The organism is Rahnella sikkimica, assembly GCF_002951615.1.
Lineage (GTDB): Bacteria > Pseudomonadota > Gammaproteobacteria > Enterobacterales > Enterobacteriaceae > Rahnella > Rahnella sikkimica.
In genome coordinates this window covers 4,216,181-4,236,554 of sequence record NZ_CP019062.1, presented here as the reverse complement: position 1 = coordinate 4,236,554, position 20,374 = coordinate 4,216,181, and the positions used below count along the sequence as shown (strand labels likewise).

Sequence of the window (20,374 nt, the reverse complement as noted above, 5' to 3'; positions counted from 1 at the left end):
AATTCCCCCATCAGGATCTGGAAACACATCAGACCCTTCACAGGCGGGCGCACCCAGTTGCGCCCCTGTTTTTTCTCAGCAGCACAGTGAACTCATCATGAAACAGGCAACCTTCTTTCTTCTCGATGCGCCGGATGCAAGTGGCGAGCTCAGCTCACACGAAGCGCTGGCCTGTCAGGTCGCCGCTGAACGTTACCGGATGGGCAAACGTGTTCTGCTGGCCTGTGAAGATCAAAAACAGGCCGAGCGTCTGGATGAAGCGCTGTGGAAGCGCGATCCCAACCACTTTGTGCCACACAATCTGGCGGGCGAAGGCCCGAGATTTGGTGCGCCGGTGGAGCTTTGCTGGCCGGGTAAGCGCGGCAATGCGCCACGCGACCTGCTGATCAGCCTCCTGCCTGAATTTGCAGATTTTGCTACTGCTTTCCATGAAGTGGTAGACTTCGTTCCTTACGAAGATTCCCTTAAACAGCTTGCGCGCGAACGCTACAAAGCCTATCGCAGCGTGGGTTTCTCTTTGACGACGGCCACGCCGCCCTCAGTCACCACATTGACCGACGAAAATACGAAGCGAAATGGATAAGACATATAACCCGCAAGACATCGAGCAGCCGCTTTACGAGCACTGGGAACAACAGGGCTATTTCAAGCCACATGGTGATACCCGTAAAGAAAGCTTTGCCATCATGATCCCGCCGCCGAACGTTACCGGCAGCTTGCACATGGGTCATGCTTTCCAGCAAACCATCATGGACGCCATGATCCGCTATCAGCGCATGCAGGGTAAAAACACCCTGTGGCAGGCGGGGACTGACCATGCGGGTATCGCAACGCAGATGGTGGTTGAGCGTAAGATTGCTGCTGAAGAAGGCAAAACCCGTCACGACTACGGCCGTGAAGCATTCATCGACAAAATCTGGGACTGGAAAGCAGAATCGGGCGGTACCATCACCCGTCAGATGCGCCGTCTGGGCGATTCCGTGGACTGGGAGCGTGAGCGCTTTACCATGGACGAAGGCCTGTCCAACGCCGTTCGCGAAGTTTTCGTACGTCTGTACAAAGAAGATCTGATTTACCGTGGCAAGCGCCTGGTGAACTGGGATCCAAAACTGCGCACCGCGATTTCTGACCTCGAGGTTGAAAACCGCGAATCCAAAGGTTCCATGTGGCACCTGCGCTATCCGCTGGCTGACGGCGCGAAAACTGCTGAAGGCAAAGATTATCTGGTGGTTGCGACCACCCGTCCGGAAACCGTCCTCGGTGATACCGGCGTGGCCGTTAACCCGGAAGATCCGCGTTACAAAGATCTGATCGGCAAAGAGATTATCCTGCCGCTGGTTGGCCGCCGTATTCCGATTCTGGGCGACGAACACGCCGACATGGAAAAAGGCACCGGCTGCGTGAAAATCACGCCAGCGCATGACTTTAACGACTATGAAGTCGGTAAACGTCATGGCCTGCCGATGATCAACATCCTGACTTTTGATGGCGATATCCGCCAGATCGCTGAAGTGTTCGACACCAACGGCGAAGAAAGCGATGCGTGCTGCAACGATATCCCTGAGCAATTCCGTGGCCTCGAGCGCTTTGCCGCACGTAAAGCCGTGGTTGCTGCGTTTGAAGAAGCCGGTTTGCTGGAAGAAATCAAACCTCACGATCTGACCGTTCCTTACGGCGACCGTGGCGGCGTGGTTATTGAGCCAATGCTGACCGACCAGTGGTACGTCCGTACCGCACCGCTGGCGAAAGTCGCGGTGGAAGCCGTTGAACAGGGCGATATCCAGTTCGTACCGAAACAGTACGAAAACATGTATTTCAGCTGGATGCGTGACATTCAGGACTGGTGTATTTCCCGTCAGCTGTGGTGGGGACACCGCATTCCGGCGTGGTATGACGCCGAAGGCAACGTATTTGTTGGCCGCGACGAAGCGGAAGTCCGCAGCGAAAATAATCTGGGCGCAGACGTGGTTCTGACTCAGGATGAAGACGTGCTCGACACCTGGTTCTCTTCCGGCCTGTGGACATTCTCCACGCTGGGCTGGCCTGAGCAGACGCCTGATCTCAAAGCCTTCCACCCGTCAAGCGTGGTAGTCAGCGGCTTCGACATCATTTTCTTCTGGATCGCGCGCATGATCATGATGACCATGCACTTTGTGAAAGATGAAGACGGCAAGCCACAAGTTCCGTTCCACACCGTTTACATGACCGGTCTGATCCGCGATGACGAAGGGCAGAAAATGTCCAAGTCCAAAGGTAACGTTATCGATCCGCTGGATATGATCGACGGTATCTCGCTGGAAGATTTGCTGGAAAAACGTACCGGCAACATGATGCAGCCGCAGCTGGCAGAGAAAATCCGCAAGCGCACCGAGAAGCAATTCCCGAACGGCATCGAACCGCACGGCACTGACGCCCTGCGCTTCACGCTGGCGGCACTGGCTTCGACCGGCCGTGACATCAACTGGGACATGAAACGCCTGGAAGGTTACCGCAACTTCTGTAACAAACTGTGGAACGCCAGCCGCTTCGTGCTGATGAACACAGAAGATCAGGATTGTGGCCTGAACGGCGGCGAACTTGAGCTGTCTCTGGCTGACCGCTGGATCCTCGCGGAATATAACCGCACGGTGAAAGCGTACCGCGAAGCGATGGACAACTACCGCTTCGATCTGGCCGCCGGTATTTTGTATGAGTTCACCTGGAACCAGTTCTGCGACTGGTATCTGGAGCTGACTAAACCTGTGATGAACGGCGGCAGCGAAACACAACTGCGCGGCACACGCCATACGCTGGTTGAAGTGCTGGAAGGTTTGCTGCGTCTTGCGCATCCGATCATTCCGTTCATCACCGAAACCATCTGGCAGCGCGTTAAAACGCTGAAAGGCATCACCGCAGAAACCATCATGTTGCAGCCGTTCCCGGAATTCGACGCGGCGAAAGCAGACGAACTGGCGCTGGCCGATCTCGAGTGGATCAAGCAGGCGATCATCGCTATCCGTAACGTGCGTGCTGAGATGAACCTGTCTCCGGCCAAACCGCTGGAACTGCTGCTGCGCGGCGCAAGTGCTGATGCACAGCGTCGTGTGGAACAGAACCTGAGCTTCATTCAGTCTCTGGCGCGTCTTGAATCCATCACTATTCTGCCTGCTGGCGACAAAGGCCCTGTGTCTGTCACCAAACTGGTTGAAGGCGCTGAATTGCTGATCCCAATGGCCGGTCTGATTGACAAAGATGCCGAGCTGGCGCGTCTGGACAAAGAGATGGCGAAGCTGGATGGCGAGATTGCGTCTATTGAAGGCAAACTGTCTAACGAAGGTTTTGTGGCGCGTGCGCCGGAAGCCGTAGTCGCGAAAGAACGCGAACGTCTGGCAGCCTGCGGTGAAGCCAAAATCAAGATTGCAGAACAGAAAGCGACCATCGCTGCGCTGTAATTTTGGTGCCGGTTATCCGGGTAAATATTTGAGATGACAAAGGCCGCGAAAGCGGCCTTTTTTATTCTGCGATAACAGCCGGTAACGTTGCACCCACCTGCCCTTAGATGGTATTAAAACGGTCTGTTTATTTATCTTATTTTTTGAAACTGAGTGAGCAATATGACGACCTCCCTTCCTGTCAGCGTGCTGGTACGCCCGATTCGCCCTGAAGATAACGCGGCTATCGCACACGTGATCCGCCATGTATCGGCTGAATTTGGCCTGACTGCCGATAAAGGCTATACCGTAGCAGACCCGAATTTGGATCATCTGTATGAAAGCTACAGTCAGCCACGTTGCGCTTACTGGGTAGTGGAAGTCGACGGCCAGGTTGCGGGCGGCGGCGGCGTGGCACCGCTTTCTGGCGGCGAAGAGGATTTGTGCGAACTGCAAAAAATGTATTTCCTGCCTTCGCTTCGCGGTCAGGGGCTGGCAAAACGACTGGCGTTACAGGCTATTGAACATGCACGCCAGAACGGATTTGCGCGATGCTATCTGGAAACGACCGCCAGCCTGACGCAGGCGATCGCGCTGTATGAGCGTCTGGGTTTTCAACATATTGAAGGTTCACTGGGCAACACCGGGCATGTCGATTGTGAAGTGACAATGTTAAAATACCTCTGACCGCTCTTTAGCTCCTCATCAGAGCTATTCATCAATAGTCATGACGAAAACACAGGCAGAAGCATGTTCACACACAAAGCCATTTCAGCGTTAAACGAACTGGAACTGACGGTTTATAACTACATCGTCAAAAATGGCGACAAAGTGATGTACATGACCATCCGTGAGCTGGCGGATGCCGCCGGGGTCTCCACCACCACGGTTCTGCGTTTTTGCAAAAAAATGGATTGCGACGGATATTCTGAGTTTCGTATCCGTTTTAAATTGTTTCTGGAACATGAAGAAAAACCGCCGGTCTCCTTTGGTATCAGTGAAATCATCAGCTATTTCAAAAGTATTAATAACAGCGAATTTGATGAGTTATTAGATGAGGCGGCAAAAAGAATCTCCGACGCGCAGCGAATTATATTTGTCGGTGTTGGAACCTCAGGTTCATTAGGGAAATACAGCGCACGTTTTTTCTCTAATGTCGGTAAATTCAGCACTTTTATTGACGATCCTTATTTCCCGATTAACAGTGATATGTATAAAGACGCCATCGCTATTATTCTTTCTGTCTCCGGGGAGACGGAGGAAGTAATACGGTTCGCCACACAGTTCAGCCAGCACAACTGCCAGATCATTAGCCTGACGAACAGCGAGAACTCAACGCTGGCGCGCATGGCAGACCTCAACATCTCCTACCACATGCCGCAAATTGTATTAGAAGGTCAGTATAATATTACGACGCAGATCCCCGTGCTTTATATTATCGAGACAATCGGAAAGAAATTACCTTTAATAAAACGTGACTCAGCGCAATGAAAAAACAGGGTGTTTTAAAGATGTGAAATATTACCTTTCCTGTTTTTTGTTATATCGTGACAATACCCTTTCTTTTGCTACACTCCTGCCAACGAGTAAAAAAACAAAAAAGCTCACCTCTGTATACCCGCAGGAGAATAGTAAATAATGGCTATTGATTACGCTCAGACAGCTCAGGACATTGTTAAATATATTGGCGGTGAAAATAATGTGATTAGCATCACACATTGTGCCACCCGTTTACGTTTCGTTCTGAAAGATAATAGCGCTGTTGATAAAGAAGAATTAAAACGCGTTAAAGGCGTAATCACCGTAATCGAAGCCGGTGGTCAGATGCAGGTAGTTATCGGCAACCACGTCAGCGACGCTTATAAACAGGTCATGAAACTGATCCATATCGATGAAAATGCGCCGGTCTCCGCGCCGAACGTCGGCATCGTCAGCCGGGTGATGGATGTCATTTCCAGCATCTTTACGCCTTTCCTTTATCAGCTCGCCGCCTGCGGTATTTTGCAGGGGATTATTTCCTTCCTCGCGGCTGTCGGGATTATGGATGCAAGCAGCGGCACCTACCGTATTCTTAATTTCGTTTCCTGGACGGCGTTTACCTTCCTGCCGGTCATGATCGCGTTTACGGCAGCAAAAAAATTCAACGTTCATCCGTTTACCGCCGTCATTACGGCCTGTGCGCTGATCAGCCCTGATTACATGAACATGCTGACCGCTTTCAAAATCACCTCGATCAACTCCGCAGACCCGGCCATGCAGCAACTGATGCGCGAAGCCGTGAACAACCCGGAAATCGCCAGCATTCTGACGAATATTGCCGGCATTCCGCTGGCTTCGCCAACGCTCGATTTCCTCGGCATACCGGTGAAATACCTGAGTTATACCGCATCCGTTATTCCGATCATCCTGATGGTCTGGGCGATGTCTTACGTCGAACGCTTCTTCAATAAAGTGTTGCCGGTGGTAATCCGTAACCTGTTCACCCCGATGTTTTGTATCGCCATTATGGTGCCGATGACGCTTCTGGTGTTCGGCCCGATCGGCAACCTGATCGGCGGCGCGATTGGCGGCGTTTACAATTATCTCTATCACCTCAGCCCGACCATTGCCGGTTTCGTTGTGGGGGCATTCTGGCAACCGCTGGTCACACTTGGCGTTCACTGGGGCATTACGCCGGTTACCGTCGGCAACTACGCCACGCTCGGTTACGACACCTTTACCGGCCTGCAAGCCTCTGCCGTATTCGCGATGACCGGCAGCATGTTTGGCGTTTACCTCAAAACCCGCAACCGTGAAATGAAAGGGATTTCCCTTTCCGCTGGTGTCACTGGCCTGTTCGGGATTACTGAACCCGCCATTTACGGTGTGGCCCTGCGTCTCAAAAAACCGTTCCTGTGCAGCTGCGTTGCGGGGGGTATCGGCGGTGCGATTGCCGGTTCTTTCAACGCCGTCTCATGGAGTTATTGCCTGCCGGGCATTGCGGTATTGCCGGTGTTCTTCAAAGAGGGCCACATGCCGCAGTTCCTCGGTTTCCTGCTGTCGATAACCGTCGCCTTTGTGCTCGGCGCCCTGTTTACCTGGCTGGTCGGTTTCAAAGATGAGCCCGATGTCGCGGCCACGCAAAAGATCAAGGCTGAAAATCAGCGCGCCGCACAGGCAGAAATGAATTAAACCGGACATTACATTTACCACGCGGGCTGCTACAGCCCGCCTCAAGGGAGAACGAAAATGAGTCAACAGTTACCGAAAGATTTCTTATGGGGCGGCGCAGTTGCGGCACATCAGGTTGAAGGCGGCTGGAATAAAGGCGGCAAAGGCGTGAGCATTTGTGACGTGCTTTCCGGCGGCGCGCACGGCGTCGATCGCGTGATGACCGACGGCGTGCTGGAGGGCTACAGTTACCCTAACCACGAAGCCGTCGATTTTTACTCGCACTACAAAGAAGACATCGCGCTGTTTGCCGAAATGGGCTTCAGGTGTTTTCGCACCTCGATTGCCTGGACGCGCATCTTCCCGAACGGCGACGAATTACAGCCAAACGAAGCCGGTCTGCAATTCTACGACGATATGTTTGATGAACTGCTCAAACATAATATCGAACCGGTGATCACCCTTTCCCACTTCGAAATGCCGTGGCATCTGGTGAAAGAATATGGCGGCTGGAAAAACCGTCAGGTCGTTGATTTCTTTGTACGCTTCAGCCAGGTCGTGATGGAACGCTACAAAGGCAAAGTGAAATACTGGATGACCTTCAACGAGATCAACAACCAGCGCAACTGGAAGTATCCTCTGTTCGGTTATTGCTGCTCCGGCGTGGTGTTCACAGAACACGAAAACCCTGAGGAGACGATGTATCAGGTGCTGCATCACCAGTTTGTGGCGAGCGCCAAAGTGGTCAAACTCGGCCATCAGATCAACCCGGATTTCCAGATTGGCTGCATGATCGCGATGGTGCCGCTGTATCCGTTCTCCTGTCATCCAGATGACGTGATGTATTCAGTTGAAGCGATGCACGAACGCTTCCTGTTCAGCGACGTCCATATGCGCGGTTACTACCCGGCGTATGCGCTGAAAGAATGGGAACGTCGCGGTTTCAACATCAAAATGGAAGACGGCGATTTGCAGGCTTTGCGCGACGGTTGCGCGGATTACATCGGCCTGAGCTACTACATGAGCAACGCGATTTCGGCACATAACCCGAGCGATGACAACGGCTTGTCCGGCTTCGCAGGCAGCGTTCCGAATCCGCACGTAAAAGCCTCCGACTGGGGCTGGCAGATTGACCCGGTCGGCCTGCGTTACACCCTGAACATCCTTTATGAGCGTTATCAGAAACCGCTGTTTATCGTCGAAAACGGTTTTGGTGCCATCGACAAAGCGGGCGAAGACGGCGTCATTCATGATGATTACCGTATCGCTTATCTGAAAGCGCATATCGAGCAGATGAAGAAAGCCGTGCTGGAAGATGGCGTAGAGCTGATGGGGTACACGCCGTGGGGCTGTATCGATTGCGTGTCCTTCACAACCGGCCAGTACAGCAAACGCTACGGCTTTATCCACGTGGATAAAAATGACGACGGCACCGGTACGATGGCGCGCTCTAAAAAAGAGAGCTTCGGCTGGTATCAGAAAGTGATTGGCAGTAACGGGGAAGTGCTTTAGAAACTGGGGCCGGCTCCTAGGGTCGGCTTTATTCTTTTTCTGCTCACTCTTTTCGAAGGAACAGTAAGAAACCATCCTTAATTTTTATGGGTTCAGGATAGTCCAAACGTATTGTTTTTATATCAATATTAAACCCAGACTCAAAATCAGCAATCACTTCCGTACCAACCTCTGATGCCAGTTCTTCGTCAACTTCATCTATCACTCCATCGTAATAGAAAATGATCTGGATTTTCTGTTCAGATAGAACACCGACAACCGCTCTGATGTTTTCTGTTATATTACCAAGTAAAGCACTTTGTACAGAAATCCGAAAATAGGCATTTAAGTTATTTTTATACATTTAATACACCATATATTGTCTAGCATGCAAGACATCGTTTTTGTAAGAAGCCATCGAAGCAATAATTCTCTACAAAATCTTCAATGTTAAAATAGCTTGTGATTATTCCCCTCCGAAAATAAAATAATAAACTTATACTTCTAACCTCTTTCTCAATCGGAGTTTTTTTGATGCTCTTATAATGACTTACTAATTAATCTAACACACTCAGAAAATCATAATATTGGTCGCCACAGACTTTATGCCTAGCTCTACGTGCATCTTTTTGCTGTTATTTCATATTATCAAAAAACGTCTAAAAAACGCTTACTTACTATTGCACTAGTAGTATATAGTGGAATCTTATGAGAAACTTCAACCCCAAAAAGTCATTTGCAGATTATTTTCATTCGATTTTTATAAATTTACCTTTATCATCACTACGTTCAAATTCACTTCCTACCGGATGATTCAAGAATGGTATTATAGCAGGTTCATAATTTGCTATGGTGTTCAAGTCATATACAGAATGAAACCCAGCGTTTGCCATATAATCGCTGTCCTCAGTACCTGAGAAAAAACGCCATCCACTATCCTTCACATTTACTGGCTCATCTCGATACATATACATTATCGGCAACCCGTCAACTGTTATCTTATCTGTGCAGATCCCCCCCCATAGATGGTATTAACTTTAATATTTCATTAGGGGCTATTTTATAGGCTTTTATCATAAAAATCCTGGATAGTATCTAATACAATTGTGTTTCTGCTTTCATTAACTATTTTAGCGACAGAATTCCCAAATTTTTTTTCAACTGTAGTGGTCAAGCAAAACTGGCCACGGCTTCTACCGTCATTGTGACGAACTGGTTAAATATCTTCCTCAGTTTTGATACCTTTTACCAGTTCGCCTGTGTTCTAACGCAACATTATCTGTTGCGAAATATCAGGTATTCGATTTTTTTCGCCATTACCTATATCCTTTTTTATTTAACGCGCTATCGGAGTATAGGTATTTAGACAATTTTCAGGGTAGATCCCAAAAATCTGGTACAAGCCATTATAGTATCGTATCGCACTAAAGAATCATTGATAGATTCGATGCTCCAGCTAAGCCGAATTCAACTTAGTTTTGAACAAAGAAATTAAATTCGTCCACTCCACGTAAGACATTCCATGAATGTAGTAGTCCCCTAACCATTTAGGATGACAGCGTGAAATCAAGTTGTTAATTGCGATTGATCTATCATTATCATCTTTTCCTGATATCAATATTTTATTGACAAGAGAATGAATTTCAGCAGCTTCAGATTCATAAGACGATTGAATAAGTAAATAACATATTTTCTCACCGCACTCTTTTATATTCATAATCTTTTCGTTGCCCCTGAATATTTTCCACCCGCAGTAACCACCTGCCATCCACCACCTACGTTATCTTCTCCCCATTGTGGCTGAGGAGCTACTTTACCCTCTAATAAAACTTGGTCTCTTGTTAAGCTAATGTTACTTTCATATGTAGCGGAGTTACTCGGAGGTAAAGCCAACTTAGCGCGCCTCTCAGGGGCAGTCAATCCTGCAGAACTGCGGGTAACATAAACTTGGGAAGCACTCCCTGGTACATGTTCTGTTATAGTGAAAACATCACCTTTAAGTCCCTTAGAAGCATATATCTGACCATCAAAACTATTAATGGTTTCATATTGAATATTTTTGTTTAACCCCCGGCTTTTTAGTAATTTCCTTGCCGAATTACGAGATAATGAAATTCTGTCTAAAACATCAACAACCTTAAACCCACTCCTACCACCCCGCCCAACAAGTTTTACCCCTCCCTGAGCTAACCCCTTAATCAAAAACAGCAACTCCAAACCAGCTTCGATTTTAGCTCCCACTTCCTGTGCTTCATTCTCCAGTTCCAGAAGCGGTTCGCTGGTATCTGTTTCTTCCAACACGACTTTGTTCAATTCACTGGCAGCTTCCATGCTACTGGTATTGATGCCCATCGTATTCATAACAGCCATTTGTTGTTCGGCTTCTATCGTGCCATTCAACATTCCGGCCTTTCCCAACATATGCCCGAGCATATACCAGCCGTTAATAAATCCTTTTCCCATTCCCTCCAATATATCCGGCATTTGCCTGGCAGCTTCCACCTCCGCTTCTGCCTGCTGCAGTTGCGCTTCTCCCATCATTTCCCACAGTGAAAGATTCCCCGTTACCTGTATTTCGCCATTGGCTGAGTTAATCTGAGTGTAAAGCTTGCCTACCGTATTGCCGTTGTTCATAGCAACCAGCGAATCCTGCCGGGCAACGGGTTTTCCTTTACATTTAATATGCGGCACGCCCGTGATTATTTTGCAGTCGCCACTGCCAAGACTCGTACCAGAACTGATGCCTTTTCCTGCATTGCTTTGTGTTCCGGCAATCTCACAGCCTACCGTGAGAATGGGTTTACCGCGCGCCCTGACATTAGTGATGTAGCTTTTAATGTGCGATAAATCCTGAAAACTATCGAACGGTACCGGCGTATCTCCTACCATGCAGACATCAGGTGCAGTACTGATCACCATATACTTTGATTCTTGGCTTCCTATGTGTTTCTCAGCCATGAGCAGCCTCCCGGTGAGCCTGCAATATCAGGCTGTCTGGGAGACCGTTCGACGGTAAAGTCAGCCGCCATATCAGCGTGAGTTGTTCGTCATCGGTGTAACAGGTGAGCGTATCCGCCAGCAACAACCGTTGTTCTGGTACCTGAACACCCTTGTACAACTCCGCCAACAGACGTATCCCAGGCAGAAAGCTCGTAAATTTTGCTTTTGTTGGCAGAAGGCCGTTTAAAACAACTTTCTCATCACCTTTAAGAAAGCCGACATATTGCTGTTCAGGTGGCGCACAACTCAGGAAGGTAAAATCAAACTCATCGGGGTAAAATGGGCGGGTATGCCTTTGCCACTCTGAATTAAAGCCGTTGGCATAACGAATTCTCGATGGCCAGCTCCGGCAAACCGCGCCCGGGGAGGACGATAATTGAGGAGCAGGAAACACACATTGCGTGTCGCCATACTCTGGCAAGTGCCTTCCAACCGGGTTGAATTCGCTGTATGAGGCCAGCTCAAAATGCAGAGGCACATGGTCTGTTTGCCTGGGTTGGCTCAGTTCCCATTGCCCCTGTGAATATCGCCATTCGCACGAACCGCAGACAGAAATAGTCCTGCGAAAATCCCCCACCTGAAATTCACCCTGCCAATCACTGGCGCGCCCTGCGGCATTCCATGCATGGCCAGACAAAATAATTTCTGAGCGCTTCTTTTTACAAACAAGATCTGTAGCCGTTTTCAGGCTGCTCATCTCCGGTTCACCAAACCAGGTATCGGCCAGAACCGGCGGGCGCTGAATTTCAGATATCGGACAAATACCGCCATCTGATGAAAGATCGAATGTCTGACTCACAACGATTACGCTAAATAACTCACCGAAATAACCGACCTTTTCGAACTGGAAATGCGGAAAATCAGTATTATTCGTAATGTTCATTCATCACTTCCCTGAATTAATCCATATCAATATCAGCACCGAAAATATTGATTTTCTTTTTCCCTGAGATCTGAACGCTCGCGCCATTCAACGTGATCGTCCCGTCCTTATTCATTTTCAGCAGGCATTCCCCGACTTTTATGGTTAGGCTTTCCGTTACCGTCAGCGTGTAGTTTTCCCCGATTTTGATGTCCTGAGATTTTGTGACTTTTTGAGTGTCACCTCCTGTAACCTCGCTGCTTTGGTCGTTACCGACTTTGGCATGGCGGTCATTGGTCACATCAAGGTGCTGGTCATTCCCCACGGTCGTGCGGTGGTCATGAGCAACATCGAGTTTTTGGTCATTGCCGACCTTAACTTCACGGTCATTCGTCACGGTGGTTTTTTGGTCGTGCCCGGCCGCTTTCTCTTTCCCGACCGTCACCGTCTGCCCTTTGCCTACCGTTTCTGTATGGTCAACCGCCACGTCCGTCATCCGGTTGTTCAGCACTTTGGTCTTCATGTCTTTCTGCGCGTGCATCGACAGGAGTTCCTGGCTCGTCGCATCCTCGAACATCAGCTCGTTGTAACCGCTGCCTTTATACGTTTGTGAGCGGATCGCCATCTGCGTTTTGGTTTCCGGCAGGCTGCCGGGAGAACGGTTGCTGGCGTGATAGGTACGGCCCGTGATAATCGGCTGATCCGGGTCGCCGTTGAGGAAGTCGACAATCACCTCCTGCCCGACGCGCGGGATGGCGATATTGCCGAAACCGGTACCGGCCCACGCCTGCGAGACGCGGATCCAACAGGAACTGTAGTTGTCGGCCTGGTTATAGCGATCCCACGCGAACTTCACCCGCACGCGACCGTGTTCGTCGCAGAAAATTTCTTCACCCGGCGGGCCGGTGACGATGGCGATTTGCGGGCCGTCAACGCGGGGTTTGGGATGCGGCATCGCCCGCCACGTCTGGGTCGCGGGGATCACTTCAAATTCATTGAGCAGCGTCGTGCCCTGGCCTTCGTTGCCGATCCATGCCTGTGGCTGGTCGCCATGCATGTCGCTGGCCACCACCTGCCAGTTCACGTTCAGATCTTCGCGCGGATGGGCGCTCAGGGCAAAGCAGACACCGGGATACAGCTCGGGCGTATTGCTGCTGCCCACCGCGATATCGGCATTGTTACGCCAGCCTTCAATCTGATATTTGGCAAAATCCGCGCCGTGCTGTTCATCTTTGAAACGCCCCGGATAATCGTAGATTTCATACAGATCGTGCTGAAACTTCATTCGCGGCGGCTGAGCCTGATACTTTGCCTGCCAGTTGGGCGCGGTAAAGGTGTAATCCTGCGTGACAACTTCAGACGGCCTGATACTGGCGCTGCGGCGAAAGTGGCTGACACAGTAAGTATCCGCTTCGGAGGCCGCGTTCGGGTTATATGGAAACGAGCCGATATGGCTCAGCGCGCTGCAGTTATCCGCAAAGGTAAGTTTCTGGTCATTCGCTTTGAGATACTCCTGCTCATAAAAGAAAATCCCCTCTTCGGCGGCCAGCCGGGAGATAAAGTCAAAATCGGTTTCCATAAACTGGACACAAAACTCGCGCCAGTTGTGATTAGCTCGAAACAGCGTGTCGTATTTCACGATTTCCATTTCGCTGAGCAATGGCTGGAGAATGGCGGAGATATTGAGGTTCTGAAAACTGCGGCAGTTGCGACGTAAAGAGCTGCGCCAGAAGTTGGGGCGGATGGTCATACGGTACAAGGTCTGGTGTTTGCCGGTGTCCCCCTGCTCGCAAAACGTGACGATGCCGCGCACCCTGCGTTTTATCTCATCGCCCTGCCAGATCACCAGCGTCGCCACTTCATCCAGCACTTTTTCAAACCCGATAGCCGGGTCGCTGCTGACCAGCACGACACCCAGCGTGAAGAGCTCTGAGTAGCGTTGGGAAAGGGTAAAATTCAGGACGGCAAAAGTGCCTTTGGGGGTATTTCCGACATTGATGGTAAAGCGGGTTCCGTTGAGTGGCATGGTGTCATTCCTTCGATGCACTGGGGATAACGCCCCGCATAGGATATGCAGGGCGTTGACTTATAACCTGAGGGATCAGGCTTCCAGCGGTGCGCGCCAGTCATCCGCGCCAGAAGTCCCGGCAGAAACGTGTTCCCATTCAATTTTGCGATAAGCCAGTGAGACTTCGATCAACTGAGTGAATTCACGTTTTGCGGGGTCCTGACAGTGCGGCATATGACAGTTGATATCCACGATGGTGGAATCCGTCAGGCGGGTTGTGAAGAAATGTTCCTGTTTTCCTTCAACGGAAGTACGGAACCATTTTAACTCGGTCGTAGGCAACATTTCGCCTGAGGCCAATGCGTTATAAAGCAACGGAACTGCTTTGTTCAGCGCCACGGTGAAAATAAAGGGTTTATGTGCACGCTGACCTGCAGGCTGACCTGATTGCGGATCAGTAGGAACGGTCACAATATGCTGAAATTCCTGCACCAGCATTTCATTTTCGTGTCCCTGGACATAAATATTACCCACTGATTCTGACGTAAAAGCGCCAGCGGTGATATTGCCCTGAGTCTGACCATTCATTGAAATATAACATGGGGTTGGCATCGTAAAACTCCTTGTAAATAATAAATACCATAGGTTTTTAAGAACCCCCCATTTCATGAAGCCATATAAAATCCAACGTTGATTATATAGAAAGAATAATGAAACTATACATCAACGTGTAGACTAAGTTTTGGAAATAACTTTCCAAAACTTCCGAATATAAAATGCACACATAAAATAGGGTCGGCAGTAAAATAGCACCTAAACTTGAACTAGCAAATAATAAAACACCTAAAAATTATAATTAAAGATATGAATAAACTATCAATCAATCATATGAATAAACAATACAACTGCAGGGGTATTGAATAAAAAACCAATTAAAACAATAAAATAAACCATACTCACCATAAGAATTGAAAATTAGACGCTTATTTTTACTGATAGTTATGTACAAACAATTTTTTATAATGGTAATTTAGTCAATCTTGAGATTTAAATAACAAACCATCAACTAAACCACAGCGTTGATAAAGTCATATACGCTTTATCAATGAAAGCCACAATATAACTGTCAGGCGTGTAACGTTAAGGATGATTCAATATGAGCAATACCAAAGACGGCAGTGTCGCCCCTAAAGAACGAATTAATATCCGCTATGTCCCCAAAGCGGATGGATTAAGCTCCGAAGTAGAATTACCGTTAAACCTTCTGGTTGTCGGGGATATGAAAGGCCGTCCGGAAGATGCTCCGATAGACGAGCGTTCTGCAATTTCTGTGAATAAAAATAACTTCAACTCAGTGATGGGTGAAACCGGGATCAGCCTGAACTTTAGCGTTGAAAACTCGCTGAGCGATAAGAAAAACCAGGATATTCAGATCGAGCTGGATATCAAAGCGATGGAGGATTTTTCCCCGGATAACATCGTTAAACAGGTACCTGAGCTGAGAAAACTTTTGGAGTTACGTGAAGCGCTGGTCGCACTCAAGGGGCCGATGGGCAACGTACCTGCATTCCGCACCCAATTGCAGGCGCTTCTGGATCAGGAAGAATCACGTACGCAACTCCTGAAAGAGCTCGATATCGTCAATAAGGCGTAATTTAAAAAGGGATTTTTACTATGTCATTACATGAAGAATTGTCTGCATCCGTAGCGGAATCTGGCGCACAGCAAAAGTCACTTCTCGATGAAATTATGGCGCAAACCCGCATCCAGCCTGAATCTGATGGTTACGATATAGCCAGACAAGGGGTTGCTGCATTTGTGTCCAATATTCTGGAATCTGGCAGCCATGCGGAACCGGTAAACAAACTCGCCGTCGACCGCATGATTGCTGAACTGGATAAAAAACTCAGCCAGCAGATGAATAACATTCTGCACGCCGATGCATTCCAGCAGGTTGAATCATTCTGGCGTTCAATGAAGTTGCTGGTTGATCGCACTGATTTTAAAGAAAACATTAAAATCAATATCTTGCATGCAACAAAAGAAGAATTACTGGAAGATTTTGAGTTTGCGCCAGAAATCGTGCAATCCGGCTTTTACAAACACGTTTATTCCTCCGGATATGGGCAATTTGGCGGCGAACCGATCGCATCGATTGTCGGTAGTTACGCGTTTAACAACTCAGCACAAGATATGAAGCTGCTGAGTTATGTCAGTGCTGTCGGTGCTATGGCTCACGCTCCGTTCCTGACCTCCGTTTCACCCGATTTCTTTGGTCTTAACTCATTCACCGAACTGCCAACCATCAAAGACATTTCGTCTATTTTTGAAGGTCCGGCATATACCAAATGGCGCGCATTACGAGAAACAGAAGATGCCCGCTATCTGGGGCTGACAGCACCGCGTTTCCTGCTACGTCTGCCCTATTCACCTGTCGAGAATCCGGTTAAAAAATTCAATTATCAGGAAGATGTCAGTCACCACCATGAAGATTACTTATGGGGTAACACGGCTTATCTGCTGGCCAGCAGCCTGACGGATAGCTTTGCCAAATACCGCTGGTGTCCGAATATTATCGGTCCTCAGAGTGGCGGCGCGGTGAATGACCTGCCGGTTCACATGTTTGAAGCATTAGGCCAAACACAGGCTAAGATTCCGACTGAAATTCTAATCACCGATCGTCGCGAATTTGAACTCGCAGAAGAAGGATTCATCACGCTCACAATGCGTAAAGGCAGCAATAATGCCGCATTTTTCTCCGCAAACTCCGTCCAAAAACCACGAAAATTCCCCGGCACACCGGAAGGTAAAGTGGCTGAAACGAACTATAAGCTGGGAACCCAACTCCCTTATATGTTCATCATCAACCGCCTGGCTCATTACATCAAAGTCCTGCAACGTGAACAAATTGGCTCGTGGAAAGTACGTAACGATCTGGAACGTGAGCTGAACAACTGGATTAAACAATACATCGCCGATCAGGAAAACCCACCTGCTGATGTCCGCAGCCGTAAACCATTACGCGCTGCAAAAATTGATGTGCTGGATGTCGATGGTGATCCGGGCTGGTATCAGATCGCCATTTCTGTTCGCCCGCATTTCAAATACATGGGTGCCAACTTCGAACTTTCACTGGTTGGAAGACTGGATAAGGAATAACCATGATGATGCCAGGCCGGAAAAAGGATATCTCTGCCAGTTTGTTTGAGCGTATCGGAGGGGAAACATCAGGTTTCTCCCATTCGGTACAAGTCGAAAGCTTACAAAAATCGATTAAACGCAATCTGCGCAACATTCTGAATGCCCGGCCTGGCAGCTGTCAGAGCTCACTGGAACTCGGGGTTATCGACCTGAACGATGCAACGGCAACGTCTGCCGATTTTCGGAAAACGGTTGAACAGGCTATTCAGGAATGTATTGAGCATTATGAGCCACGAGTCAGAAAAGCCGAGGTTCAGGCGCTCAATAACGAAGGATATAACCCGATGGATCTTAATTTCCATATTGTCGCCCATGTGGATTTTAACGGCCTTCGGAGTGTCGTCGAATTCAATATGCAACTCGATAACCATCACCACTATCAACTGGATTAAGCGCCATGTCATTTGAGGAAAAATATTTCCGTGAAGAGCTCGATTATTTACGCCAGCTAGGGAAATTGCTTGCGAAAGAAAAACCTCATCTGGCCCCGTTTTTAGCAGAAAAAGAGGCGGATCCTGACGTCGAGCGTCTGCTGGAAGGTTTTGCTTTCCTGTCTGGTAACATGCGTTCAAGAATTGAAGATGAATTTCCTGAGCTGACGCACAGCCTGCTTAATATGCTGTGGCCCAATTATCTTCGCCCTACGCCCAGCATGACGATCATGGAATATGTCCCTGATCCTAAAACGGTCACGACAGCATTTAAGGTGTCTGAAGGTGCTCAGGTGATGAGTCCCTCAGGTGAAGTCACGGGGAAACGATTAGATAACGGCTCTGCCGATCCGATCCCTTCGTGCAAATTTAATTTGGGCCGGGATATCTGGCTGCTCCCTCTGAGCCTTGAGAGCCTGTCCACAAATAACAGCCATAAACATGGCATGCTCGACATCAATTTTCAGACCGGGAAACAACAAAATATCAGTTCTTTAGACTTTGGGAAAATACGTTTATGGCTTGGCAACGACGATAATTACACGCGATATCAACTCTATTTATGGTTCTGCGAGTATATGACCGATGTCGAGTTAATCATTGGAGATAACATAATCGGCCTGCCTGATTTCAGGTTATATCCAGTTGGTTTTGAGAAAGAGGATGCCTTACTGCCGTATCCTAAGAACGTTTACAGTGGCTATCGCGTATTACAAGAATACCTCTGTTTTCTGGACAGTTTTTTCTTCTTCGATATCACCGGAGTACAATCTCTGCCTGAAGATCTCGTGGCTGAACAGTTCACTTTGCGTTTACATTTTTCACGTCCGTTATCACCGGATTTAAAATTAAGAACAGACTCACTTCGTTTATATTGCACGCCTGCGGTCAACCTTTTTTCAGAAAGTGCAGAAACGATTGTTCTGGACGACGCCTCTACACAATATTTCTTAGAAGCTCATCATCAGACTGCAGAATGCTACGACATTTTCTCCGTAGACAGTGTGCAAAGTGGCTTACGGAATATAAAAAGAAACGGAAAGTCTGCTGAGACAATTACGCATACTTATGTGTCTTTCGAAAGTTTTCAGCATCAGGTTGAATATGCTCAGCAGCGCGAAGCTTTGTACTACCGCGTGAAGACGCAAAGTTCACTGACCAGCCCTGGTTTTGAGCATTATATTTCTTTTGTGCATGGCGACGGCACGCACCAAAAACAGAAAAATATTGAAGATAATGAAGAAATTGTTTCCATTACATTAACGTGCACAAATCGAGATCTTCCTGCCCAACTTAAAATTGGCGATATTAATCTGGCAAGCGGAAAAGATCCGGCCATTACGTCATTCCGTAATGTGACCAGACCCTCATTGCCTTTATATCCCATTCTCGATGGCAGCCTTCACTGGTCTTTGCTGTCGAACATGAGCCTTAATTATTTGTCATTGTTAGATCTTGAAGCATTAAAACAGGTACTGCGTACTTACGATTTACCGGGAATTCATCATCCTCAGGCGGCACGATTATCTCAGCAGAAACTGGATGCCATGGAGAAAATTGAAACTCATCCGGTCGATCGCTTATTTAAAGGCGTCCCTGTCCGCGGACTGGCCTCCACGATATCTATCCGGCAGACACCGTTTGTCTGTGAAGGCGATTTGTATTTACTGGGCACCGTGCTTTCACATTTCTTTTCGCTCTATGCCAGCGTGAACAGCTTCCACATATTAAAAGTGGTCAATATCGATAATCAGGAGTGCTATGAATGGCCGGAAAGAATAGGTCAGCACGCGCTGATTTAATGACAAATATCCCGTTCAGCGATGTTCGCCGTTATAACTTTTACGCGCTGGTGGAGGCGATCCATAAACAGACAGGGACTTATGAAAATATCTCTCTGCAGACAGAGCCCCATGAAGAAGCGGTTCGCTTCGAGGCTGATGCCAGCATCGCTTTTCCCATAAGCGATGTGCAGTCCCTCAGCCTTAATAAATCCAACCAAATCATCATGACGACGGCATTTCTGGGGTTACATGGGAGCCAGTCGCCTATGCCGGGATATTACCTCGATAGTCTTGCCTGGGAATCGGCGCAAGGTGAAAGAAAACTGACTGATTTTTTGGATATGTTTTCCCACCGATGGACGCAGTTTATCTATCACATCTGGCGGAAATATCGGTACTACGTTTGTTTCCGTAATGGTGGGACAGATGATTTCTCTCAGCGAATGTATTCACTGGTCGGGTTGGGTAGCGCAAGCATTCGTGGCCGCATGGCAATTAACCACAGCAAAATGTTGGCCTACGCCGGCGCACTGGCAAATCCGGGACGCTCGCCAGAGGTGATTTGCAGCCTGATTTCACATTGCTTTGATCTTGACGAAGTGACGTTGCAGGGCTGGCAATTGCGAAGGATGAATATTGCTCCTGAGCAACAAAACCGCCTCGGCAGCCGGGGTATTCGCGGTTGCAAAATTACTGGAAAGTCGGTGCTGGGCCAGAATTTTTCCATTGGAAGTTCTGTGCCAGACCGTGGTGGCAAATTCCTTTTATGCATCGATAACTTATCTCGCGAAAGTTTCCTTTCCTTCCTTCCGAATGGAGAAAACTTCCTGCCTTTGACGCTCTTTGTCGCGTTCATATTACGCGATCAGTTTGCCTGGGATTTACGTCTGGGGATCGCGCCTGATCAGGTTGGCGGGATGACGCTCGGTAATGAACAAAATTCCCTGCTGGGATGGACAAGTTTTCTCGGAAAACCGGCCCGTCATCCTCACGTGAAAATCACCGTGAGATCGTAAACAAAACACATAAATGGAGCG

At 48.5% G+C, this 20,374-nt stretch carries 17 protein-coding genes; 11 read left to right on the top strand and 6 right to left on the bottom strand.

The features are described from left to right. The first annotated feature begins 97 nt into the window (after nucleotides 1-97). From BV494_RS19575 to BV494_RS19550, 6 genes are all read left to right on the top strand, one after another. Nucleotides 98-583, top strand: a complete 486-nt coding sequence (locus BV494_RS19575) for a DNA polymerase III subunit chi (protein ID WP_104924340.1) — start codon at nucleotides 98-100, stop codon at nucleotides 581-583. After that, nucleotides 576-3,431 carry a valine--tRNA ligase gene (locus tag BV494_RS19570; RefSeq protein ID WP_104924339.1) on the top strand — a complete coding sequence of 952 codons (2,856 nt, stop codon included), beginning with the start codon at nucleotides 576-578 and terminating at the stop codon, nucleotides 3,429-3,431. The genes BV494_RS19575 and BV494_RS19570 overlap by 8 nt, the downstream gene beginning before the upstream one ends. A 162-nt stretch (nucleotides 3,432-3,593) precedes the next feature. Beyond that, nucleotides 3,594-4,097, top strand: a complete 504-nt coding sequence (locus BV494_RS19565; RefSeq protein WP_104924338.1) for a GNAT family N-acetyltransferase — start codon at nucleotides 3,594-3,596, stop codon at nucleotides 4,095-4,097. A gap of 63 nt (nucleotides 4,098-4,160) precedes the next feature. Further along, a complete protein-coding gene (locus BV494_RS19560) occupies nucleotides 4,161-4,901 on the top strand; it encodes a MurR/RpiR family transcriptional regulator (RefSeq protein WP_104924337.1) in 741 nt (246 codons plus the stop codon). A gap of 147 nt (nucleotides 4,902-5,048) precedes the next feature. Continuing rightward, the gene (locus BV494_RS19555) at nucleotides 5,049-6,581 is read left to right on the top strand and encodes a PTS transporter subunit EIIC (RefSeq protein ID WP_104924336.1); all 1,533 of its coding nucleotides are present in this window, start codon (nucleotides 5,049-5,051) and stop codon (nucleotides 6,579-6,581) included. 57 nt (nucleotides 6,582-6,638) lie between these two features. Further along, entirely contained in the window at nucleotides 6,639-8,072 is a 1,434-nt protein-coding gene (locus BV494_RS19550) for a 6-phospho-beta-glucosidase (RefSeq protein ID WP_104924335.1), read from the top strand. A gap of 43 nt (nucleotides 8,073-8,115) precedes the next feature. Here BV494_RS19550 and BV494_RS19545 read toward each other — a convergent pair whose 3' ends face one another. The 6 genes from BV494_RS19545 to BV494_RS19515 all read right to left on the bottom strand — a co-directional run bounded on the left by BV494_RS19545 (nucleotide 8,116) and on the right by BV494_RS19515 (nucleotide 14,533). Continuing rightward, nucleotides 8,116-8,415: a MafI2 family immunity protein gene (locus BV494_RS19545; protein WP_104924334.1), complete on the bottom strand. Its 300-nt coding sequence runs from the start codon at nucleotides 8,413-8,415 to the stop codon at nucleotides 8,116-8,118. 385 nt (nucleotides 8,416-8,800) lie between these two features. Further along, nucleotides 8,801-9,064, bottom strand: a complete 264-nt coding sequence (locus tag BV494_RS19540; RefSeq protein ID WP_255414961.1) for a DUF2185 domain-containing protein — start codon at nucleotides 9,062-9,064, stop codon at nucleotides 8,801-8,803. Between the two features lie 700 nt (nucleotides 9,065-9,764). Beyond that, nucleotides 9,765-11,009 (bottom strand): PAAR-like domain-containing protein, encoded by a 1,245-nt coding sequence (locus BV494_RS19530; protein WP_104924332.1) that lies wholly within the window; start codon nucleotides 11,007-11,009, stop codon nucleotides 9,765-9,767. Continuing rightward, on the bottom strand, nucleotides 11,002-11,934 hold the full coding sequence (locus BV494_RS19525) for a DUF2169 family type VI secretion system accessory protein (RefSeq protein ID WP_104924331.1): 933 nt from the start codon (nucleotides 11,932-11,934) through the stop codon (nucleotides 11,002-11,004). Before BV494_RS19525 ends, BV494_RS19530 begins: the two co-directional genes overlap by 8 nt. A 16-nt stretch (nucleotides 11,935-11,950) precedes the next feature. Then, entirely contained in the window at nucleotides 11,951-13,939 is a 1,989-nt protein-coding gene (tssI, locus tag BV494_RS19520) for a type VI secretion system tip protein TssI/VgrG (RefSeq protein WP_104924330.1), read from the bottom strand. A 75-nt stretch (nucleotides 13,940-14,014) separates the two neighbouring features. Continuing rightward, entirely contained in the window at nucleotides 14,015-14,533 is a 519-nt protein-coding gene (locus tag BV494_RS19515) for an Hcp family type VI secretion system effector (protein WP_104924329.1), read from the bottom strand. Between the two features lie 544 nt (nucleotides 14,534-15,077). On the opposite strand from BV494_RS19515, the gene tssB reads away from it, so the two are divergent. Genes tssB through tssG form a run of 5 tightly spaced genes read left to right on the top strand, consistent with a single transcriptional unit; the run spans nucleotide 15,078 to nucleotide 20,353 of the window. Then, on the top strand, nucleotides 15,078-15,575 hold the full coding sequence (tssB, locus tag BV494_RS19510) for a type VI secretion system contractile sheath small subunit (protein WP_104924328.1): 498 nt from the start codon (nucleotides 15,078-15,080) through the stop codon (nucleotides 15,573-15,575). Nucleotides 15,576-15,595: 20 nt separating this feature from the next. Continuing rightward, nucleotides 15,596-17,080, top strand: coding sequence for a type VI secretion system contractile sheath large subunit (gene tssC / locus BV494_RS19505; RefSeq protein ID WP_104924327.1), 1,485 nt, complete (start codon nucleotides 15,596-15,598; stop codon nucleotides 17,078-17,080). 2 nt (nucleotides 17,081-17,082) lie between these two features. Then, nucleotides 17,083-17,514 carry a type VI secretion system baseplate subunit TssE gene (gene tssE, locus BV494_RS19500; RefSeq protein WP_104924326.1) on the top strand — a complete coding sequence of 144 codons (432 nt, stop codon included), beginning with the start codon at nucleotides 17,083-17,085 and terminating at the stop codon, nucleotides 17,512-17,514. A gap of 5 nt (nucleotides 17,515-17,519) precedes the next feature. Further along, on the top strand, nucleotides 17,520-19,355 hold the full coding sequence (tssF, locus tag BV494_RS19495) for a type VI secretion system baseplate subunit TssF (RefSeq protein ID WP_104924325.1): 1,836 nt from the start codon (nucleotides 17,520-17,522) through the stop codon (nucleotides 19,353-19,355). Beyond that, on the top strand, nucleotides 19,319-20,353 hold the full coding sequence (gene tssG, locus BV494_RS19490) for a type VI secretion system baseplate subunit TssG (protein ID WP_104924324.1): 1,035 nt from the start codon (nucleotides 19,319-19,321) through the stop codon (nucleotides 20,351-20,353). The genes tssF and tssG overlap by 37 nt, the downstream gene beginning before the upstream one ends. Nucleotides 20,354-20,374: the final 21 nt, after the last annotated feature.